The sequence below is a fragment of the Sulfurospirillum sp. MES genome (genome assembly GCF_000789415.1).
Taxonomy (GTDB): Bacteria; Campylobacterota; Campylobacteria; order Campylobacterales; family Sulfurospirillaceae; genus Sulfurospirillum; species Sulfurospirillum cavolei.
This window is the reverse complement of record NZ_JSEC01000002.1, coordinates 128,590-145,797: the sequence shown is the minus strand read 5'-3', so window position 1 is coordinate 145,797 and position 17,208 is coordinate 128,590. Positions and strand designations below refer to the sequence as shown.

15 protein-coding genes are annotated in these 17,208 nt (G+C 41.1%); 12 read left to right on the top strand and 3 right to left on the bottom strand.

Annotation, left to right across the window (positions count from 1 at the left end; all coding sequences use genetic code 11):
* The first annotated feature begins 1 nt into the window (after nucleotide 1).
* From OA34_RS04290 to OA34_RS04280, 3 genes are all read left to right on the top strand, one after another.
* Nucleotides 2–1,321 (top strand): DNA recombination protein RmuC, encoded by a 1,320-nt coding sequence (locus OA34_RS04290; RefSeq protein WP_039672776.1) that lies wholly within the window; start codon nucleotides 2–4, stop codon nucleotides 1,319–1,321.
* 65 nt (nucleotides 1,322–1,386) lie between these two features.
* Nucleotides 1,387–3,549 (top strand): heavy metal translocating P-type ATPase, encoded by a 2,163-nt coding sequence (locus OA34_RS04285; RefSeq protein ID WP_286682839.1) that lies wholly within the window; start codon nucleotides 1,387–1,389, stop codon nucleotides 3,547–3,549.
* A 14-nt stretch (nucleotides 3,550–3,563) separates the two neighbouring features.
* Nucleotides 3,564–3,770: a heavy-metal-associated domain-containing protein gene (locus OA34_RS04280; protein WP_039672774.1), complete on the top strand. Its 207-nt coding sequence runs from the start codon at nucleotides 3,564–3,566 to the stop codon at nucleotides 3,768–3,770.
* A gap of 26 nt (nucleotides 3,771–3,796) precedes the next feature.
* On the opposite strand, the gene OA34_RS04275 is transcribed toward OA34_RS04280, so the two are convergent.
* Together OA34_RS04275 and tpx are read right to left on the bottom strand one after the other, a co-directional pair.
* The gene (locus OA34_RS04275; RefSeq protein ID WP_039672772.1) at nucleotides 3,797–4,996 is read right to left on the bottom strand and encodes an NnrS family protein; all 1,200 of its coding nucleotides are present in this window, start codon (nucleotides 4,994–4,996) and stop codon (nucleotides 3,797–3,799) included.
* The gene (gene tpx / locus OA34_RS04270) at nucleotides 4,980–5,522 is read right to left on the bottom strand and encodes a thiol peroxidase (RefSeq protein WP_353681538.1); all 543 of its coding nucleotides are present in this window, start codon (nucleotides 5,520–5,522) and stop codon (nucleotides 4,980–4,982) included. The genes OA34_RS04275 and tpx overlap by 17 nt, the downstream gene beginning before the upstream one ends.
* A 210-nt stretch (nucleotides 5,523–5,732) precedes the next feature.
* On the opposite strand from tpx, the gene OA34_RS04265 reads away from it, so the two are divergent.
* From OA34_RS04265 to OA34_RS04255, 3 genes are all read left to right on the top strand, one after another.
* Nucleotides 5,733–6,722, top strand: coding sequence for a virulence RhuM family protein/type II toxin-antitoxin system death-on-curing family toxin (locus OA34_RS04265; RefSeq protein WP_039672770.1), 990 nt, complete (start codon nucleotides 5,733–5,735; stop codon nucleotides 6,720–6,722).
* Nucleotides 6,723–6,806: 84 nt separating this feature from the next.
* Nucleotides 6,807–10,514 (top strand): YobI family P-loop NTPase, encoded by a 3,708-nt coding sequence (locus tag OA34_RS04260; RefSeq protein ID WP_039672768.1) that lies wholly within the window; start codon nucleotides 6,807–6,809, stop codon nucleotides 10,512–10,514.
* A 35-nt stretch (nucleotides 10,515–10,549) separates the two neighbouring features.
* Nucleotides 10,550–10,738, top strand: a complete 189-nt coding sequence (locus tag OA34_RS04255) for a DUF1737 domain-containing protein (RefSeq protein WP_039672767.1) — start codon at nucleotides 10,550–10,552, stop codon at nucleotides 10,736–10,738.
* Between the two features lie 24 nt (nucleotides 10,739–10,762).
* On the opposite strand, the gene OA34_RS04250 is transcribed toward OA34_RS04255, so the two are convergent.
* Entirely contained in the window at nucleotides 10,763–12,769 is a 2,007-nt protein-coding gene (locus OA34_RS04250; protein ID WP_039672765.1) for an SH3 domain-containing protein, read from the bottom strand.
* A gap of 58 nt (nucleotides 12,770–12,827) precedes the next feature.
* On the opposite strand from OA34_RS04250, the gene OA34_RS04245 reads away from it, so the two are divergent.
* Genes OA34_RS04245 through OA34_RS04220 form a run of 6 tightly spaced genes read left to right on the top strand, consistent with a single transcriptional unit; the run spans nucleotide 12,828 to nucleotide 17,182 of the window.
* Nucleotides 12,828–14,156: an ATP-dependent DNA helicase gene (locus tag OA34_RS04245; protein WP_039672763.1), complete on the top strand. Its 1,329-nt coding sequence runs from the start codon at nucleotides 12,828–12,830 to the stop codon at nucleotides 14,154–14,156.
* Nucleotides 14,157–14,187: 31 nt separating this feature from the next.
* A complete protein-coding gene (locus tag OA34_RS04240) occupies nucleotides 14,188–14,697 on the top strand; it encodes a hypothetical protein (RefSeq protein ID WP_039672760.1) in 510 nt (169 codons plus the stop codon).
* A gap of 11 nt (nucleotides 14,698–14,708) precedes the next feature.
* Nucleotides 14,709–15,206, top strand: a complete 498-nt coding sequence (locus OA34_RS04235; protein WP_039672759.1) for an SPFH domain-containing protein — start codon at nucleotides 14,709–14,711, stop codon at nucleotides 15,204–15,206.
* Nucleotides 15,206–16,006 (top strand): ATP-binding protein, encoded by an 801-nt coding sequence (locus OA34_RS04230; RefSeq protein ID WP_039672757.1) that lies wholly within the window; start codon nucleotides 15,206–15,208, stop codon nucleotides 16,004–16,006. The genes OA34_RS04235 and OA34_RS04230 overlap by 1 nt, the downstream gene beginning before the upstream one ends.
* On the top strand, nucleotides 15,996–16,646 hold the full coding sequence (locus OA34_RS04225) for a CDC27 family protein (protein ID WP_039672755.1): 651 nt from the start codon (nucleotides 15,996–15,998) through the stop codon (nucleotides 16,644–16,646). Before OA34_RS04230 ends, OA34_RS04225 begins: the two co-directional genes overlap by 11 nt.
* Nucleotides 16,643–17,182: a hypothetical protein gene (locus tag OA34_RS04220; RefSeq protein ID WP_039672754.1), complete on the top strand. Its 540-nt coding sequence runs from the start codon at nucleotides 16,643–16,645 to the stop codon at nucleotides 17,180–17,182. The genes OA34_RS04225 and OA34_RS04220 overlap by 4 nt, the downstream gene beginning before the upstream one ends.
* Nucleotides 17,183–17,208: the final 26 nt, after the last annotated feature.

Genomic DNA, 17,208 nt, shown 5'->3' with positions numbered 1-17,208 from the left:
TATGTCTTTTGAAATACAAACGATAGCTTTGTTCGTCGGTATCGGCGTGTGGATGATTGCGACGGCGCTTTGGCTGTACGCTTCGTTTCGGGATAAAGCGAGGGAACTTGGCGAATTACGTAGTTTTTGTACGACGCTTCAAAGCGAAAATATGGAGCTCAGCGTTCAAAAAGCCAAATTGGAAGCCGAACTCGTCGCCCAAAAAGAGGGTAATGCCGCGTTAAAAGCCGATTTGGAGGAGCAAAGCCAAAAGTTGGAGCTCAAACTGAACGCTATTATGGAACAACACTTGGAGAAAAAGCTCCAAAAATTGGACGAAACATCGACCAAGTCGCTTGAAACGCTTTTGAAACCGTTTAAAGAAAATTTAGAGACCTTTAAAAAGAGCGTGGAAACGTCTCAAGAGCACAGTACGAAAAAATTTGCCGAACTCTCCAAAGAGATCGAACTCGTGGCGCGTGCGGGGATCAATATCTCCAAAGAGGCGGAAAACCTGACCAAAGCACTCAAAGGTAAAAAGCAGAGTCAAGGCAGTTGGGGCGAGATGATTTTGGAGAGCGTTTTGGAGTATTCGGGGCTTCTAAAAGGGGTGCATTACGAAACGCAAGAGAGTTACAAAGACGAAGAGGGACGCACCAAACGTCCCGACGTGATTATTAAATTACCGCAAGAAAGAACGATCATTATCGATTCGAAAGTTTCCCTCAACAGTTACGACGAATACGTGCGCGCCGAGAGCGACGAAGAGAAACGTTATGCCGCCAAAACGTTAACGGCGGCGTTTCGCGAACATGTCGATACGCTGGATTCCAAAGATTACGCGCATTACCGACAAGGTACGCTTCAATACGTCTTTATGTTCGTGCCCATCGAAGGAGCGTTTTCGGTAGCCGTAAGCGAAGATCCGAAACTGTACGAGTATGCTTTGCGTAAGCATATCGCTATCGTCAACCCTTCCACGCTGACCGTTTCGTTGCGTACGATTTATCTCTACTGGCAAAGCGAACAGTCCAGTACTCTTGCTTCAAAACTCTTTGACGAAGCGGGAAAAATGTACGATAAAATGGTCGGTTTTGCCGAAAACTTTAGGCGAGTAGGTGCGCAAATTCAAACCCTCAACAACAGTTACGACATTGCGCATAAACAACTCACCGAAGGTTCGGGCAATATTATGAGTAGGGTTGAAAACCTCAAACGGCTCGGTGCAAAAGCGACGAAAAACCTTAAAGACGCCAAGATCGACTATCAAGATTTCAATCCCGAAGTCGAAACCGTCGAACTTTTGGAAGAGAAGCAAGACGAGCAAGAAACTGACATGTAAGGTTTTTCGTTTATCTTCGCAAAAGCCTTGAAGCGTTAGAATGTCACAAAAAACAAGGATAAAAAATGTCCGAAAAGCAGTTTGACCTTGACGTGAAAGGCATGACGTGTGCGGCATGTTCGGCGCGAATTGAACGTGTATTAAACAAAATAGAGGGCGTAAACGCCAACGTCAATCTTGCCGCCGAGAGTGCTCACGTCATCTCTTCCAACCCCGATATTACGTTAGAACACATCATTCAAACCATCGAAAAAACAGGCTTTCAAGCGAGCGAACTCGAAAAAGTCGATCCGGAGCAAAAAAGCTTGGAAAAAGAGCAGGAGTACCGCAAGCTCTTGATTCAATTTTGTATTGCGGCACTGCTGACGTTGCCGTTTTTTATCGAAATGCTTTTTATGCTCACGGGCTATCATCTTTGGCATATGCCGCCTTTTCTACAGCTTCTTTTAGCGAGCGTCGTACAGTTTTACGCCGGAGCAAAGTTTTACAAAGGTGCTTACAAAAGTTTGGCGGGCGGGGGTGCCAATATGGACGTTTTGGTCGTCTTAGGCACGAGTGCCGCGTATCTTCTAAGCCTTGGCGTAATGGTTTTAGGGCTTTCGGGGCATTTGTATTTTGAAGCTTCCGCATCGGTCATTACGTTGGTACTTTTAGGAAAACTCTTAGAACTTCGTGCGAAAGCGAAAACGGGGTTTGCCATTCAAAAGCTCCTTCATCTTCAGCCAAAAACCGCTTTTGTCGAAAAAGAGGGCAAACTTCAAGAAGTCAGTATCGAAAGTTTACATGTCGGCGATATTTTCGTCGTCAAAGCGGGAGAGGGCATTCCTACCGACGGTATCGTTTTGGAAGGGCATAGCGTGGTAGACGAGTCGATGGTGACGGGAGAGAGCCTTCCCGTTCTCAAAGCCCAAGGCGATAAGGTCGTGGGTGCGACGAAAAATGCGGACGGTATGCTCAAATGCCAAGCGACCCAAGTGGGATCTGACACTTTTTTAGCTTCGGTGGTCAAACTCATTGAAGAGGCGCAAGGCTCCAAAGCCCCTATTCAACGTCTTGCCGACACGATTTCGGGTATTTTCGTTCCCGTTGTCGTAAGCGTCGCACTCATCACGTTTATCGCGTGGTGGATGTTGGGAGCGGGATTTGAAAATGCGTTGATTAACGCCGTAGCGGTTTTAGTCATCGCGTGTCCGTGCGCCTTAGGGCTTGCAACGCCGACGGCAATTATGGTCGGAGTAGGACGCGGGGCGAGTGAAGGAATTTTGATCAAAAATGCCGAAGTGCTTGAAAACATCGGCAAAATCACGGCGGTAGTTTTTGATAAAACGGGAACCTTGACCTACGGCGACGTTAAAGTCAATGCCGTCGTCGCACACGATAATGCAAGTCCGGAGGAAATTTTAACGCTTTGTGCGGCATTGGAAGAGGGCTCAAACCATCCGCTTGCCAAAGCGATCGTTACCGCCGCCGCGTCTTCAAAACAGACGATGAGCGATTTTCACAATTATTCGGGGCAGGGAATTTCGGGCATTATCGAGGGCGTGCTTTATTACGCTGGGTCGCTTCACTTCGTCGCGCAAATGAGCGGATGCGACGTGAGCGCAAAGATCAAACCTTATGTAGAAGAGGGCAACAGCATCGTAGCGCTTGGAACGCAAGAGAGCATTTTAGGCTATATCGTCATTTCCGATACGCTTCGAGAGAGTGCCAAAGAGGCGATTGCTAAACTACGCGAACGAAATATCGACGTTTATATGCTCACGGGCGATCATGAAGCTAGCGCACACGCGATCGCCGAGCGTTTAGGGATTTCGCATGTTTTCGCCGAAGTGTTACCGCATCAAAAAGCCGATAAAATCGCTGAGCTCAAAGCGCAAAATGCATTTGTCTGTATGGTGGGGGATGGCATCAACGATGCGCCCGCCTTAGCACTTTCCGACGTTGCCGTAGCGATGGCGCAAGGCTCGGACATTGCCATCGAGAGTGCGGATTTGATTTTGACGAAAAACGATCCGATGAACGTTTTACACGCGATCGATCTCTCTCGTGCTACGATGTCAAAAATTAAACAAAACCTTTTCTTGGCATTTGTGTATAATACCCTAGCGATCCCGCTCGCCTTTTTAGGAATGCTGAGTCCCGTCGTTGCGGGTGCGGCAATGGCGATGAGTTCGGTATCGGTTGTGAGCAATTCGCTCCTACTTCGACGTTGGAAAATTAAACTTTAATCAAAGGAAAATCTATGGCAAATATAACTTTAACGGTCAAAGGCATGAGTTGTATGGGATGCGTCAAAAGCGTCAAAGGCGTGTTAGAGGCGATCCAAGGCGTGAGCAAAGTCGATGTCGATCTAGCCAGCGGAAAAACCATCATCGAATACGATGCGCCCATTGATGTCAGCGTCTTTGAAAAAGCGATCGACGAAGCGGGTTTTGAAGTCGAGCAATAATCGTGCTTGGAAGTAGGCGAACGCGCCTACTTCTCGAATAAAATCTTAATATACCGCTTTGCCCACAGTCCAAAAATCAGTATCCACAAACCGGCAACCGTTAAAATCGCGTGCATGTAACCTATCTGCGGAAAGATACCGGCAAAAATCCGTAAAAGCGTCATCGCTTGAATCAATCCAAAAAGCGTTATCGCATACGCATCCGCTTTGGGCGTACGTCCCGAATGCCCCAAAATAACGCGGGTTCCAAAGCCGATCAAAACGGTGGTAAAATACCCCAGTGCCAAAGCATGAAGTGGTGCTTTTTCGACGTAAATCGAAGCACTTAAAAGTGCGCTAAAATCGTGTACGACGAAAAGCGCAAAAGCAACGGGAACCCACCAAATCGAAAGAAACAGTACCCATAAAATTGCCGGAGCCTTGCTAAAGGGCAAACGCCATTTCAAGAGTTCGTAGGTCACGATAGCAAATAACGCACTATCCGCTACAAAAGCGTTGAGTTCGCATCCTTCCAAAAGCACTTTAAGCATCAATGCGACAAAGACGCTCTCTAAAAAATATGTGCTTTTGTTGATCGTGTAACCCGGAATTGTATTGGACGTAAAAAACGGCATCATTTTTTGCGAAACGATCAAAACGATCAAAAAGAGGTAAAGGTAAAACCCGCTTCCTAACGCAAAACGGTAGACGTCGACGAAGAAGTCGGCGAAAAACAAGAGTTGCGAGAGCATACCGAATGCAAATGCAACGAGCATCCACGTCGTATCTTTTTTAGCGGAAACTTGACTTGCTTTTTGCATTTGCCAAAGCGTCTTAAAAAGAAGGCAGTATCCGACGAAAATAAGCCCCATCGCAAGAAGCGTCGCTTTTTGGGAAAACAATGAAAGAGCGATAAACAGTACCCCGCCGCCGTTAATCAGCCAAACAATCGGCATATAGGTTTTTTGCGCAACCGAAGGGCGGGCTAAATAACGGGGAAATACCGTCAATAAAAACCCTGCAAAAAATTGCGTAAAAATGACAAATGCCATCGCATACGCATGGTAAAGTCCAAGGCTGACATGTAAGCTTAAAAGCCCCGTATACACGAATCCTAAAAGCGACACAAAGAAAAGCCCTTGCACCACGCCCGCAAAGAAAAAGATGCGGTGTGGTTGGGCTTTTAAGTTCTGAAATGCCGTCGTTTTAGGCGGCTCGGGTGGGGTTAAACTACTGACAAAAACCACAACAACTAGCCCCCCTATTGGCTGCATCGATAGCGGCAGTTAGCGCTTCGTCATAATTAGGCTCTTCGGTAATCTCGGGAACCACCTGTTTGTAGACGATCTTGCCGTCTTTACTGATCACAAAAAGGGCACGCGCACATAACCCTTGAAGCGCTCCATCACCGATGAGCATGCCGTACGCACGTGCAAACGCTTTGTCTCTAAAGTCACTACCGACGGTGAGATTTTCGATGCCGGCAACGTTGCAAAACTTCGCCGCCGCAAACGGTAAATCCATCGAAACGATGGTCGCATCAATGTTCTCATGTTTCGCCGCTTCTTGGTTGAAACGTCTCGCCTCAGCGTCACACACAGGCGTGTCAAGGGAAGGTACAGCGATGATAAGTTGTGCTTTGTTGCTCTCCCCACCGATGGTTTTTTCTTGCAAGTCTGGCGTCGTTACTTTTACCAAAGGCGCATAGTTGCCCACCTCTTGAAAGGTTCCCTCCAACTTTACAGGTCTCCCTTTAAGGGATGTCTTGTCAATTTTCGCCATAAAAATCATATCAATCCTTTCTCATATTTTATATGAGAGCAATTTTATCCCATTTAAAACGAAAAAACCTTGATCTACATCTAGGTTTTTGAAAAAATGTTTACATGTAAAAGGTTATTTCATTGTGAAATATTTTTGAAATGACAGTGTAAATAAAGCTAGAATGATCGTAAAGTTTTACATGTAAGAAGGGAAAAGACTATGGAGCATCAAAACGTCATTCTCTATACCGATGAGCAAGGGCACGTGAGTTTAGAAGTGAGCTTAGAGAATGAGACTCTTTGGCTGAATCAAGCTCAGATGGCTGAGCTGTTTGGTACTAAGCAACCAGCTATATCAAAGCATTTAAGCAATATCTTTAAATCGGGAGAATTGGATAAAAATTCAGTTCATTCCATATTGGAATATACTGCGAGCGATGGAAAGACATACGAAACATCGTTTTATAATTTAGATGCTGTGCTGTCTGTTGGATACAGAGTTAATTCTAAAAATGCAACGCAGTTTCGCATTTGGGCAAGTAAAATCCTCAAAGACTACCTCATCAAAGGCTATGCCCTCAATCACCAACGCATCAATGCTCAAAGTTTGAGTGAACTCACCGCCACGATGGAGCTAGTGCGCAAAAGCATCGAAAACAAAGAACTCAGCAGTAATGAAGCCAAAGGATTGCTTGACATCATCAACAACTACGCCAAAACGTGGGCATTGCTTCAGGGTTATGACGCTGAAGCACTTCATGCATTACAAGGCACGCTACAACAAAGGTTTATTTTAGACTATGATGAGGCTAAAAATGCCATCAAAGCGCTCAAAAAAGACCTAATGGCAAAAGGCGATGCGACAGAACTTTTCGGCAATGAAAAAGCGGGTGAATTTCAAAGCGCACTGCTCAATATTTATCAAACGTTTGGCGGGGTTGATTTGCTTCCAAGCATCGAAGAAAAAGCGGCAAATCTGCTCTACTATGTCATCAAAGACCATGCATTTTCCGATGGCAATAAACGCATTGGCTCGTTTTTGTTCATCCTCTTTTTACATAAAAATGGCATCGCTTACAAGCCAAACGGAGAGCCTAAAATCAACGATAATGCTCTGGTCTCTCTTGCTCTTTTAGTCGCCGCAAGTGAGCCAAGTCAAAAAGAGTTGATGGTAAAGCTTATTGTCAATATTTTAGGCGAAACAGACTAAAATACGTTTACATGTAAAGATAATATTAAAAAAATGGATAGTTGTTTGGTATTGGAAAAAACGTAAAATAATAAAGGTTTTATTATGGATTTTTTAGTTTATGTTGATCAATTTTTAGTTTGGCTGATGCAAAAATTAAAACAATTACATCTTTTAATAATCAATAAAATTGGTTACAGTGTACCAGATAATCCGAACAAATACGAAGCATTGATTCCTAATGAAAGTTCAGATAAGGATGGACAATATTCTCAGGCGTTATTGTATGCACTAAAAACACTCAAAGTAAATAACATTGCTATTTCTGGTGCTTATGGTTCAGGTAAAAGTAGTTTTTTAAGAACCTTTGAAAAAAAGAATGACGTAGATTGGCATTATCTTCATATTTCACTAGCGACGTTTAAAGATCCAATCAGTTCAGATACAGCTAAAGAAGGACAATCTTCAAAAAGAGAAGGAAAAACAACTGATATAAAAGCTGAGAAAGTTACACAAGAAGAACAACAACTTATTGAAAAAAGTATTTTACAACAAATTTTTTATAAGGAATGTGACAAAACTATTCCTTATTCACGGTTTAAACGAATCAAAAATCTTAAAAAATCTTTTCTTATTCTGCATGTAGTTGCCATAGCTTTTTTCTTATCTTATACTTTTGCAATTTATTTTCCTACCGAGATAAGTGTATTTCTTCAAGTATCATCATCAGATTTTACTAGCACACTTAATGAATATAAAAAATGGTTTTTATTAATAGCTCTTCCCATAGGTTTATATTATTTCTACCAATTTATCAAATATCTATCAAATTTAAAAATCAGTAAATTTAACCTGAAAAATGGAGAAATGGAAGTTGCTAACAAAGATAAAGCTTCCATCTTAAATGAACACTTAGATGAGATTTTGTATTTTTTCCAAGTGACACAGTTTAACGTGGTTGTCATTGAAGATTTGGATAGGTTTGACAATACAGAAATTTTTATAAAATTGAGAGAGCTCAATACATTACTCAATAATTCAAAAGATGTAGGAAGACGTATTATCTTCATTTATGCGATTAAGGATGATATGTTTATAGATAATAAAGACCGAACGAAATTTTTTGATTTTATCTTGCCAATTATTCCCTATATCAATTCAACAAGCTCTTTCCAAAAAATGAAAGAAAAATTTAAAGATGAAAAGATCAGTGATGATTTTTTAAGAGATATTGCACTTTATATTGATGAAATGAGGCTTTTAATCAACATTCACAATGAATATAAGTTGTACAAAAATAAAATCGGAAATTCTGAGTATTTTTCTGCTGAAAAGCTGTTGGCAATGATTATATATAAAAACTTTTATCCCAAGGATTTTGCATTGTTGCACAAAGGAGAAGGTAGTTTATACACAATTTTTAGTAAGAGATTCAGTTGGATTTCGTCTTTATCCAATGATGTTGCACAAAATAAGCAGAAAAAAAACGATGAAATTGCTAAGAGAAAAGAGGTGCTTGCGCAAGAGCGTCAAAAAACCGTTGAAGAGCTTCGAATGGTATATCTCTTTAGGATTTATAGAAGAGTTAATTCTACGCAGTTTTATACAAATGCTAACAGATACTTTAATCTATCGGATGCAGACAATCAAACGAAAGATGTGATGTTTGAAGAAATTATGAACGTGGAACGAATAAATAACCATTTTTCTTTTTCAGACATTGAAAAAGAGATTAATAATACACATTCATATAGAGAAAGAGAAAAGCTTATACTAGAAATGAGCGATGAAAAGCTGGAATTTTTAAAAAAAGAATTGGAAGCACTTTCCGCTGAAGAGCATAAAATTAAAAAGTATTTTATTCGTGATCTCTCAAAGACAACAATTTCAAATGAAATTTTTTCAGTGATAGAAAAAGAATCTCTCTTAAAATATCTTATTCGTGAGGGATATATCGACGAGGATTATCATTGGTATATTTCACACTTTTTTGAAGGAAGTTTGACATATAAAGATAGAGAGTTTGTCCTAGCTGTCAAAGATGGAAAAATCTTGCCAGTTGATTTTGAATTAACTAATAAAAAAGAGATTGTTTTGCATCTTAAAGAGAGTGAATTTAACTCCAAAGCAATCTTAAATTATAGCTTGGTGGAGTATTGTGTTCAAAAAAGAGAAGAGAACTTCTTAAAGGATAAGTTTGACTCGTTATTTAAAAAGCTAGCAGATGAAAGTGAGGAATCACGAGAGTTTGTTTTATCTTTTGTATTAGTGACGGTTGAAAGTGCTTTTTTTGTTAAAAAGATAGCTACTCTTTGGAAAAACTTGTGGTTTTATATTGCTAATGAAAGCAATGTAACTCAAGAGAAAAAAGAGGAGTATTTTAAACTTTTGTTTCAGTATTTAAGTGTCAAAGAACTTGTTACCCTTAATATTGATCAGTCATTAAAACTATACCTTCAAAACAACGAAAAACTAGAGAAATATACAGAATCTGATAATGAAAAATTTCAAAGCCTCATTGAATCTTTGAATGTAAAATATGGTTATATCGAAAATCCAACAGATAACCCACCGTTGTTTCATTTTATCTATGAAAAAAATCTTTATGCGTTTAATGAAAAGATAATAAATCAAGTTGCCTATGTAAAAGGTAAACCTGAGCGTGAATTTTCAGAAGCGTTAAAAACAGCTCATCTAACGACCCTAAAAACGACTTATGCTTCCAAGTTGATTGATTACATTGCGCAAAATATCAATGAGTATATTGAAAATGTCTTTTTAAAAATAGAGACAAATACTCAAGAATCGGAAGATGTGGTTATTGAATTATTTAATAACGAGGACGTTAAGAAAGAAAATAAAATAAAAATAATTCAAAAAGAAGTAGTCAAAATTCAAGATATCTCAAAAGTAAATAATAAAGAAATTTTGGAGTACATACTAGAAGCTAATAAAGTTGTTCCTAAATGGGATAATCTTTTGTACTACTATCAGGAAGTCAATGAGCTCAATAAGACACTTATAGACTTTTTTAATAAAGAAGAAAATTATAGTGAACTCTCAAAAAGCAAAATGAATAATGAAGCAACCTTTACGAAAGAATTATTACAAAAGTTTTCAAAAGAAATTTTATTAGCAAATGAAATTTCAGATAAAGCCTATGAGTTTATTGTGAGAGGAATTTGGTTTTGGAAATATAAAGTTTTAGAGTTTCAAACTTTATCTTCTAAAAAAGTCGGTATTTTGCTAGAAAATACTAAACTAGAGTTGACACAGGCAAATATTAATAATTTGAGAGAATATTTTACAGATAAAGTTGTTATTTTACTTGAATATTTTAAAAGTGACTTATTGGCAAAGATAGATGAATTTGAATTGCAAAGTGGTGATTATCTACACATCTTAAATTCTCAAAAATTTACGGATACTGAAAAGATATTGCTTATAGAAAAAGCCGATGTATCAATCTTTGAAAGTAAAGAATTGATGTTGTGCACCAATAATCTCTATATCAAAAATTCAAAACTCATACCAATGGATTTATTTGAAGTATTATTTGAAAAAAGTACTTTGCAAGAATCTTTGAAAATCTTAACATTACAAATACCTAATCTGGAATTTGAAAAAATAAGCGATTACCTCGATCAATTTGATAGCCCATATTCTGATTTAAGTCAGAAAGGTGCAAAACCAATAGAATTTGAACCGAATAATGTCAATAAGGCATTAATAAAAACGTTAGAAGATAAAAAGTATATTTCAACAAGTTCCCTAAAAAAGAATAAAATTATTGTCAATAGAAAAAGATCTTAATAACTTTACATGTAAGCATTTCAAAGGAGTTAAATATGCAGTACAAACTGATCACAGGACCCGATGATTCCACTTTTTGTGCAAGAATCACGGAGTTTTTAAATAACGGTTGGAAGTTACACGGAAACCCTGCTGTAACGTTTAATGGTCAGAGCGTGATTGCGGCGCAAGCGATTGTGAAAGAGGATGAAAAAGATATGAAGGCGTGCGGGTTTACGAAATAGAGCTTTACATGTAAAGCTCTATCGCTAATCTATACTCTCAAACAACTCTGGTCGATACTCAAAGTGCATGGTGTCATAGTGGTACCATCGTCCACCCCACACAAAGCCATGTTTCTCAAAAATATCGACGATTTCTTTGGGGAACTCATTGTGAAATGTGTGTGTTTTGTCCCATTGCCAGTAGCGTGAAAATCGGGTGTCTAAATCAATGGCAATGCCGTAACTGTGCGCACTTAGGCGAGAAGTTCCTGCGATTTTTCGGTAGTAGTAGGTTCCATCGACTTTTTTGAGGTATTTCATGTACTCTTCGGGCAAACGATCAAGCTCATCAGAGACTTTTTGCAGTTGTGCGGCCGCGTTTTCATTTTTGTTAAATTTCAGTTTTACTCCACCGTGGTTGGAAAGCCAATTGACCGTTGTAAGGTTTTTTTCGATCTCGCTTTTACTAGAGCCGTAGAGTTTTTTCAAAAAAGCATCATTGCGAAAACGACCGGGGTCATCATTAAATGCTGGGTTGGTTATGGGTGCAAAGGCAGGATATTTTTGAGCAAACATATCTTCAATGTCTGCATTTTCAAGCTTCTCGTCAAATGTTTTTACTTTTTTATCATCATAAGGGAGTGAGCTTCCATCCATAAAAAAGACGGTGTTGTCTTTGATGGTTTTTACACTTGGGTATTTAGAGACGAGGTTGTTGCTTTTTGGATTGGCAGGTTTGACCATAATGCCCTCAACACGGTTGATGAGAAGCCCTTGTTCAGGTACATTGGGCTGGTTGGCGCCGACATAGAGGTCTGAGATGATGGCTTTACCGATGACGTTTCGACCCTCCTTGCCGTCCTCCATCGTTCGTACTCCCCAGATGTTTTGCATGACAAGCGCTTTACCTTCATACTCGCCAGCATAGAGCATAATGTGACCTTTGAGGTAAATGAGGCTTAAAAAGGCTATGCCGTTTTTGAGTATCATCGCTTCTTTCTCCTTGGGTGTTAAATCTTTGAGTGAGACGTACTCTCCAAAACTTTTTTGTGCTGCGGAATTACGTGGAATCCAGATGCCAAAAGGTGATAAAAAATCGCGTGTCATGGCAGAACAGTCACGGTTGGCAAGAAACCCACCCCAGCCGTATTTTTCGCCCAAAAGTGCATCGCCGATTTGGCTGAGATTCTCTTTATTAAAGCTTAGAGGTACGGTTTGCGCAAAGCTTTTAGGAATGCGCAGTTCTAATTTTTGCGCGTTAAATGCGGCGTCTCGTGTGTACATGTACGCATGAAAGAAGTTTTCATCTTCACTCTCTATGGGCAAAATAGCGCCGATTTTAGCGTAGGTGATGAAACGTTGCTTTGCATTGTACAAAGGGATATTGTCTTTCGTGATCGCCACTTTTTTAGCGTTGATAAACTCCGTACGCTCTGTTGCATCGACCAGCACAAAACTCTCCACAGGAAGCCATCCTGAAGCAAAAGAGCTCTCCACAAACGCCCAAGCGCCATCTTTACTGTAATGCGAGATAATAATAGGCTCAGCCACATGAATGCGTGAGGTTTGCAAGTAATCAAACGGATACCCTTCACCCGGCAACGTTGTTTTTTTGAAAAAGGGCTTGTCAGTGGGGAGGTTGCGCATTTGTGCATTTTGAATCATAATCGCATGTGAGTTGATACTGCCATACGCTTCTATGTTTGTTGCGCTAATGATAGCATCGATCTCAGCGCCATCGATGAGTTGTAGATTTTCTCCGTAATAGCGATTTTTCAGTCCGAACGAGCGATTTGCCCAGAGCGCGTCCTCTTTGTCGTGGCTCACGTGGGTTCGAAACCAAGGGCTATAGTAGCGGTAGGTAAAGTCATCTTGTGCGACCTTTTGCGGCGAGACATTTTGCGCTAAAAAGTCTACTTTTTGCGGGTACAAAAGCATCGCGTTAGAAGCCGCATTTTGGGCTATAACCGCTTGGGGCGTCGGCTCTTTGGGTGTACAACCGCTGAGAAAAAAGAGTGTACATGTAAAAAGAAAAATATTTCGTAATGACATATGTGAAGCCTTGAATTTTCTTAATGCTATAATACCCAAAACAACTTAGGAAGCCTCTTTGAACGTAGCACAAAAACTCATCGACATCTTAAAAAAGGACAATGTTCTGCTCACGGGCGGTGCGGGTGTCGGTAAAAGCTATCTGGTGGGTGAAATCGTCACGGAGCTACGAAAAGTCGGCAAACAAGTGGTCGTTCTTGGAAGTACAGGTGTCAGTGCGGTCAATGTGGGTGGTCAAACCCTGCACAGCTTTTTTGCGTTTGGCATCTGCAATCACCTTGATGAACTGACCCGTCATGACCGCTATACCAAAGCCAGACTTGTAGAGATCAAAAAAGTGTTGACACGCTGCGATCTGTTGGTCATCGATGAGATTAGCATGGTTTCGGCGGATCTGCTTGATATGATCTATTATCGTTTGAGAAATGCTGGGTTTGAGGGAAGTGTGCTCTTTGTAGGCGATTTTTTCCAACTTCCTCCCGTTTCAAAAGGCAAAGACGATAGCTTGTGGGGTGGGTTTGAGTATGCGTTTGAGAGCAGTTCGTGGAATGCTTTTGAGCCAGTGGTCGTGGAGCTGACCATCACAAAGCGTACGCACGATGCACAGTTTTTTGAGCATCTGGGCAAGATACGACGAGGCATTTTGGAAAGCGATACCATCGCATACCTTGAAGCGTTGCGTGCCAATGTGAGTGTTTGGGACAATGATCCGACCGTTTTGTTCGGCAGAAATAAAGAGGCCGAGATGCTCAATATTCAAAAATTGGCACAGATCGAGAGCGAGCCTATTGTGCTGAAAGCGAAAGAGAAAGTACACGAGCAATCTTTACATGTAAACAAGATCGAAGGGTGGAAAAACGCGCTTCCCATTCCTGTGGATTTGACGTTGAAAGTGGGCGCGAAGGTGCTCTTTTGTACCAACAAATGGGGTAAATACTACAACGGTGAAACGGGCATCGTTCGTGCCATCGAGGGTGAGAGCGTTTTGGTGGAAAAAGCGGGTGAATGGGTCAAAGTGGAGCGCCAAGAGTACACCTTGCATGAAAATGTCGTGATGGAAGGCGAAGTCAAAGAAAAGCCGCTCGTTTCGCTAGAACAGTTCCCACTCAAACTAGCCTATGCCATCACGATTCACAAAAGCCAAGGCATGAGCATTGACTCTTTGGTGTGTAACATCAACACTATTTTTGAAAAGAGTCAATTTTACGTGGCGATTTCAAGGGCACGTGAGCCCAAACAGTTGTTGCTTGACTATCATTACCAGAGGTTTCAAGAACATTTAGTACGGTGCGTACAGGTTTCGCCAAAAGTTGGCGAGTTTTACCGAAAATCAGACATCTTAAAAATCGAAGAGCCCAAACCCGATTCACTTTTTGATGTGTTTTGACGATTTACATGTAAAATACAAGGAGTCACCCATGGAACTCAATGTCAGTTACGAAAGCACGTCTAGCACGACAAAACGCGCAAGCAATGTCTCTCTTGAAGAGGCACAAAAAAACAAGCTGAGCGGTAAAGATATTTTTAACAGTTACTTGGCAGAGTACCAAAAAGAGATGATGGCACAATCACGTGCGACGTTTGGCACACAAGCCGATACGTTTCGTTTAGCCGACATTGGCTATACGGGAAAACCCATTGGCGAACTTACACAAGATGAAGCCAAAGCCTTGGTCGCAGACGATGGTTTTTTTGGCATCGCACAGACGAGTGCGCGCATCGCCGATTTTGTCATCAACGGCGCGGGCGATGATCTTTCTAAGCTTCAAGCGGGACGCTCGGGAATGCTTCAAGGTTTTGATGAAGCCGAGAAACTTTGGGGTGGAAAATTACCTGAAATTAGTTATACTACGATGCAAAAAGCACTTGAAAAAGTTGATGCACGCATCGCCGAACTTGGCGGGAGTGTACTCGATACATCCGTATAACAAAGGCTCAAATGAGACGCATTTTTATCGCATTTTTACTCTTACATGTCAGTCTTTTTGCCGAGATGTTGGCAATTGAGCATTTCAAAGCCAACGTCTTTGCAAAGTCCGATAAAAAGCCCGTTGAGGTAACGCTCGGGCTTATTTTTGAAGGCAACGATATTAAGAAAAACGAATACAAAGCTATCGATGCGCTCAATATCGTCATCGGCAGTTATTATGCCGAAGATTTGGTTACCTCACGCGGAAAAGAGCTTTTAAAAGCGACGTTAATCGCATATGCCAAAAAAACACACAATATAACGATCGATTCGGTTTTTATTAAAGAACTCACCGTGAAAACCAATCCAACCACCCAAGAGATCGTCGAAGCGATCAAAAAAGAGGGCGTTTTTCAGCAACAACAGCAAAATACCGCACCCAGACAACAACAATCCCCGCAACTCAACCTTGCACCGCCTTTACCGAAGCGTTCGTTAATCCCGGAAGAAAATGGAATCAACTTTTAATGCGTGAATTCGAAGCCGCTAAAGAACTTTTCAAAGACGCTATCGATCCGTCGTTTTATTTTGACAGTATCAGTGCCGAAATTGCACGCAAAAAGCTTCAAGAATCCATCGGAGACGAGTCCGTACCGTTGATTTTTATCGTCGGCGATCCGGGCGTGGGGAAAAGTCATATGATGCGCTTTATGCATCACGCGACGGCGGTACGTTCGCTAACCGTTTTTATCGATCATCCGTTTTTTGAACCTAAAGATTTATTTAAACAGCTCTACGACGTACGCGGTATGGAGTTTTTGCCGCATAAAACGCAAGGCGAGATGCTTGAAGAGTTATTCGAAGCTTTCGTCGGATTGCGATGCACAATTTTCATCGACGAAGCGCAACTGCTCAACGACGATCAATTTGAGCTGATTCGTATTTTAGGCGATTATAAACTGTTTCAATTTGTCTTGGCGATGCACAAAGACGAAGGGGTACGGTTATTGCGTAAAAAGCAGTTTCAAACCCGTTCAAAATGGGTCATAGAGTACGGAAATCTCGATGAGCACGAAGTCCTACGCTATATCCATGCTCTGTTGATGTCTCATTCGTACGGCGATATTGCGTGTATGTTTTCCAAAAGTGAAGCAAAAATTATCACGCGTTACACGCAAGGCAATTTTCGCACGATTAAAAAATTTTGCTATACGTTGATGAAATTGCTTGCCTATACACATAAAAACAACCTTGCCAAATACCGAAAAATAACGCGTTGCCTTTTAACGATGACGGCACTCGATATAGGACTGATTCATGACGCCTAATCGTTTTTTGGACTTGGAAAAACGGTGCGCTAAGCTCCGAAAAAAACGTACGATGAAAATTTTAAGCCTTTGTTTAGGGCTCTTTTGCCTTAGTGCGGCGGTTGTTTATGCGTATCGTCCCGCTTGGTTCGGCATTCATCACCTCAAGAACGACACACCGATCGTTACTCCGGTTACGAAACCCGCAGAGACGATTCCCACTCCCGTTTCCGTACCGCCGATTGAAGCGGCACCTTTGAATGAGGTTGCCAAACCCAAAGCCAAAGAGGTCCTTTTTTTAGGCGTTAGCGGTCTGCACTCTAAAGCCTCTTTACCCGAAAAAGAGTCCGAAGAAGCTTTACGTGCTTTACAAGAAGAGCGCAAGCTCGTCGAAGCTTTTTCCAAAGAACCCGATTTTAAAAATGCGTACGCTTTAGCGGAGTTTTATTTTCATCTTCGAGCCTATCAAGAGACGATTCTTTGGGCACAAAAAGCAAGTACGTACGATACCCATTCGCCGTTGCCTCGTCTTTTGTACGCCAAAGCAAAATTTCATCTTGGCTATCCGCAAGAAGCTATAAGCTCTTTAGAATTATTTTTAAGCTATATTAAATCTCCCGAAGTTGAAGCACTTCTCACTTTTTACAAAGGACAGCAATGAAAATTTTAGTTGTATGGTTTGGACTTTTGTTGACGATGTCTTACGCTTATACGTATAAAGAGCTTACCCGCGATTATGAGGCAAAAAATTACGATAAAGTCTGTAACGACGCCGCTTCTCAAAGTTATTTGAAAAATGAGAAAAACGAGCAAATTTTGGTAATGATCGGAGATGCGTGCGCCAAAACCGATTCGATTAATCCGTTAGGCAATATCTCAAAAAACCTTATCAGCACAAAAGAGTACCGTGAAAGCGGTTCGTATTTTGCGACGCTGCTGCTTCAAAAAAAGCTTATCTATCAATTTATGCACGATGCGATAAACCTTAAAGAGTTAACCTTACCGCGAACCGATCATGTGCTCTCACGCGTGTTTGAACAGCTTTCAAAAGGCAATTACAAAGAAGGTTCCAACGGCATCGAAATTACGACCGATACGATGGACTATCTGTTGTGGCTTTCCAAAGACGAGCCGAAAAAAGTCTATATCGATGAGCATAAAGACGGAAAATTGGTTCAACGTCACTGGTATTTGTAAACGTTTTTACCTAGATTTTGGGTGAG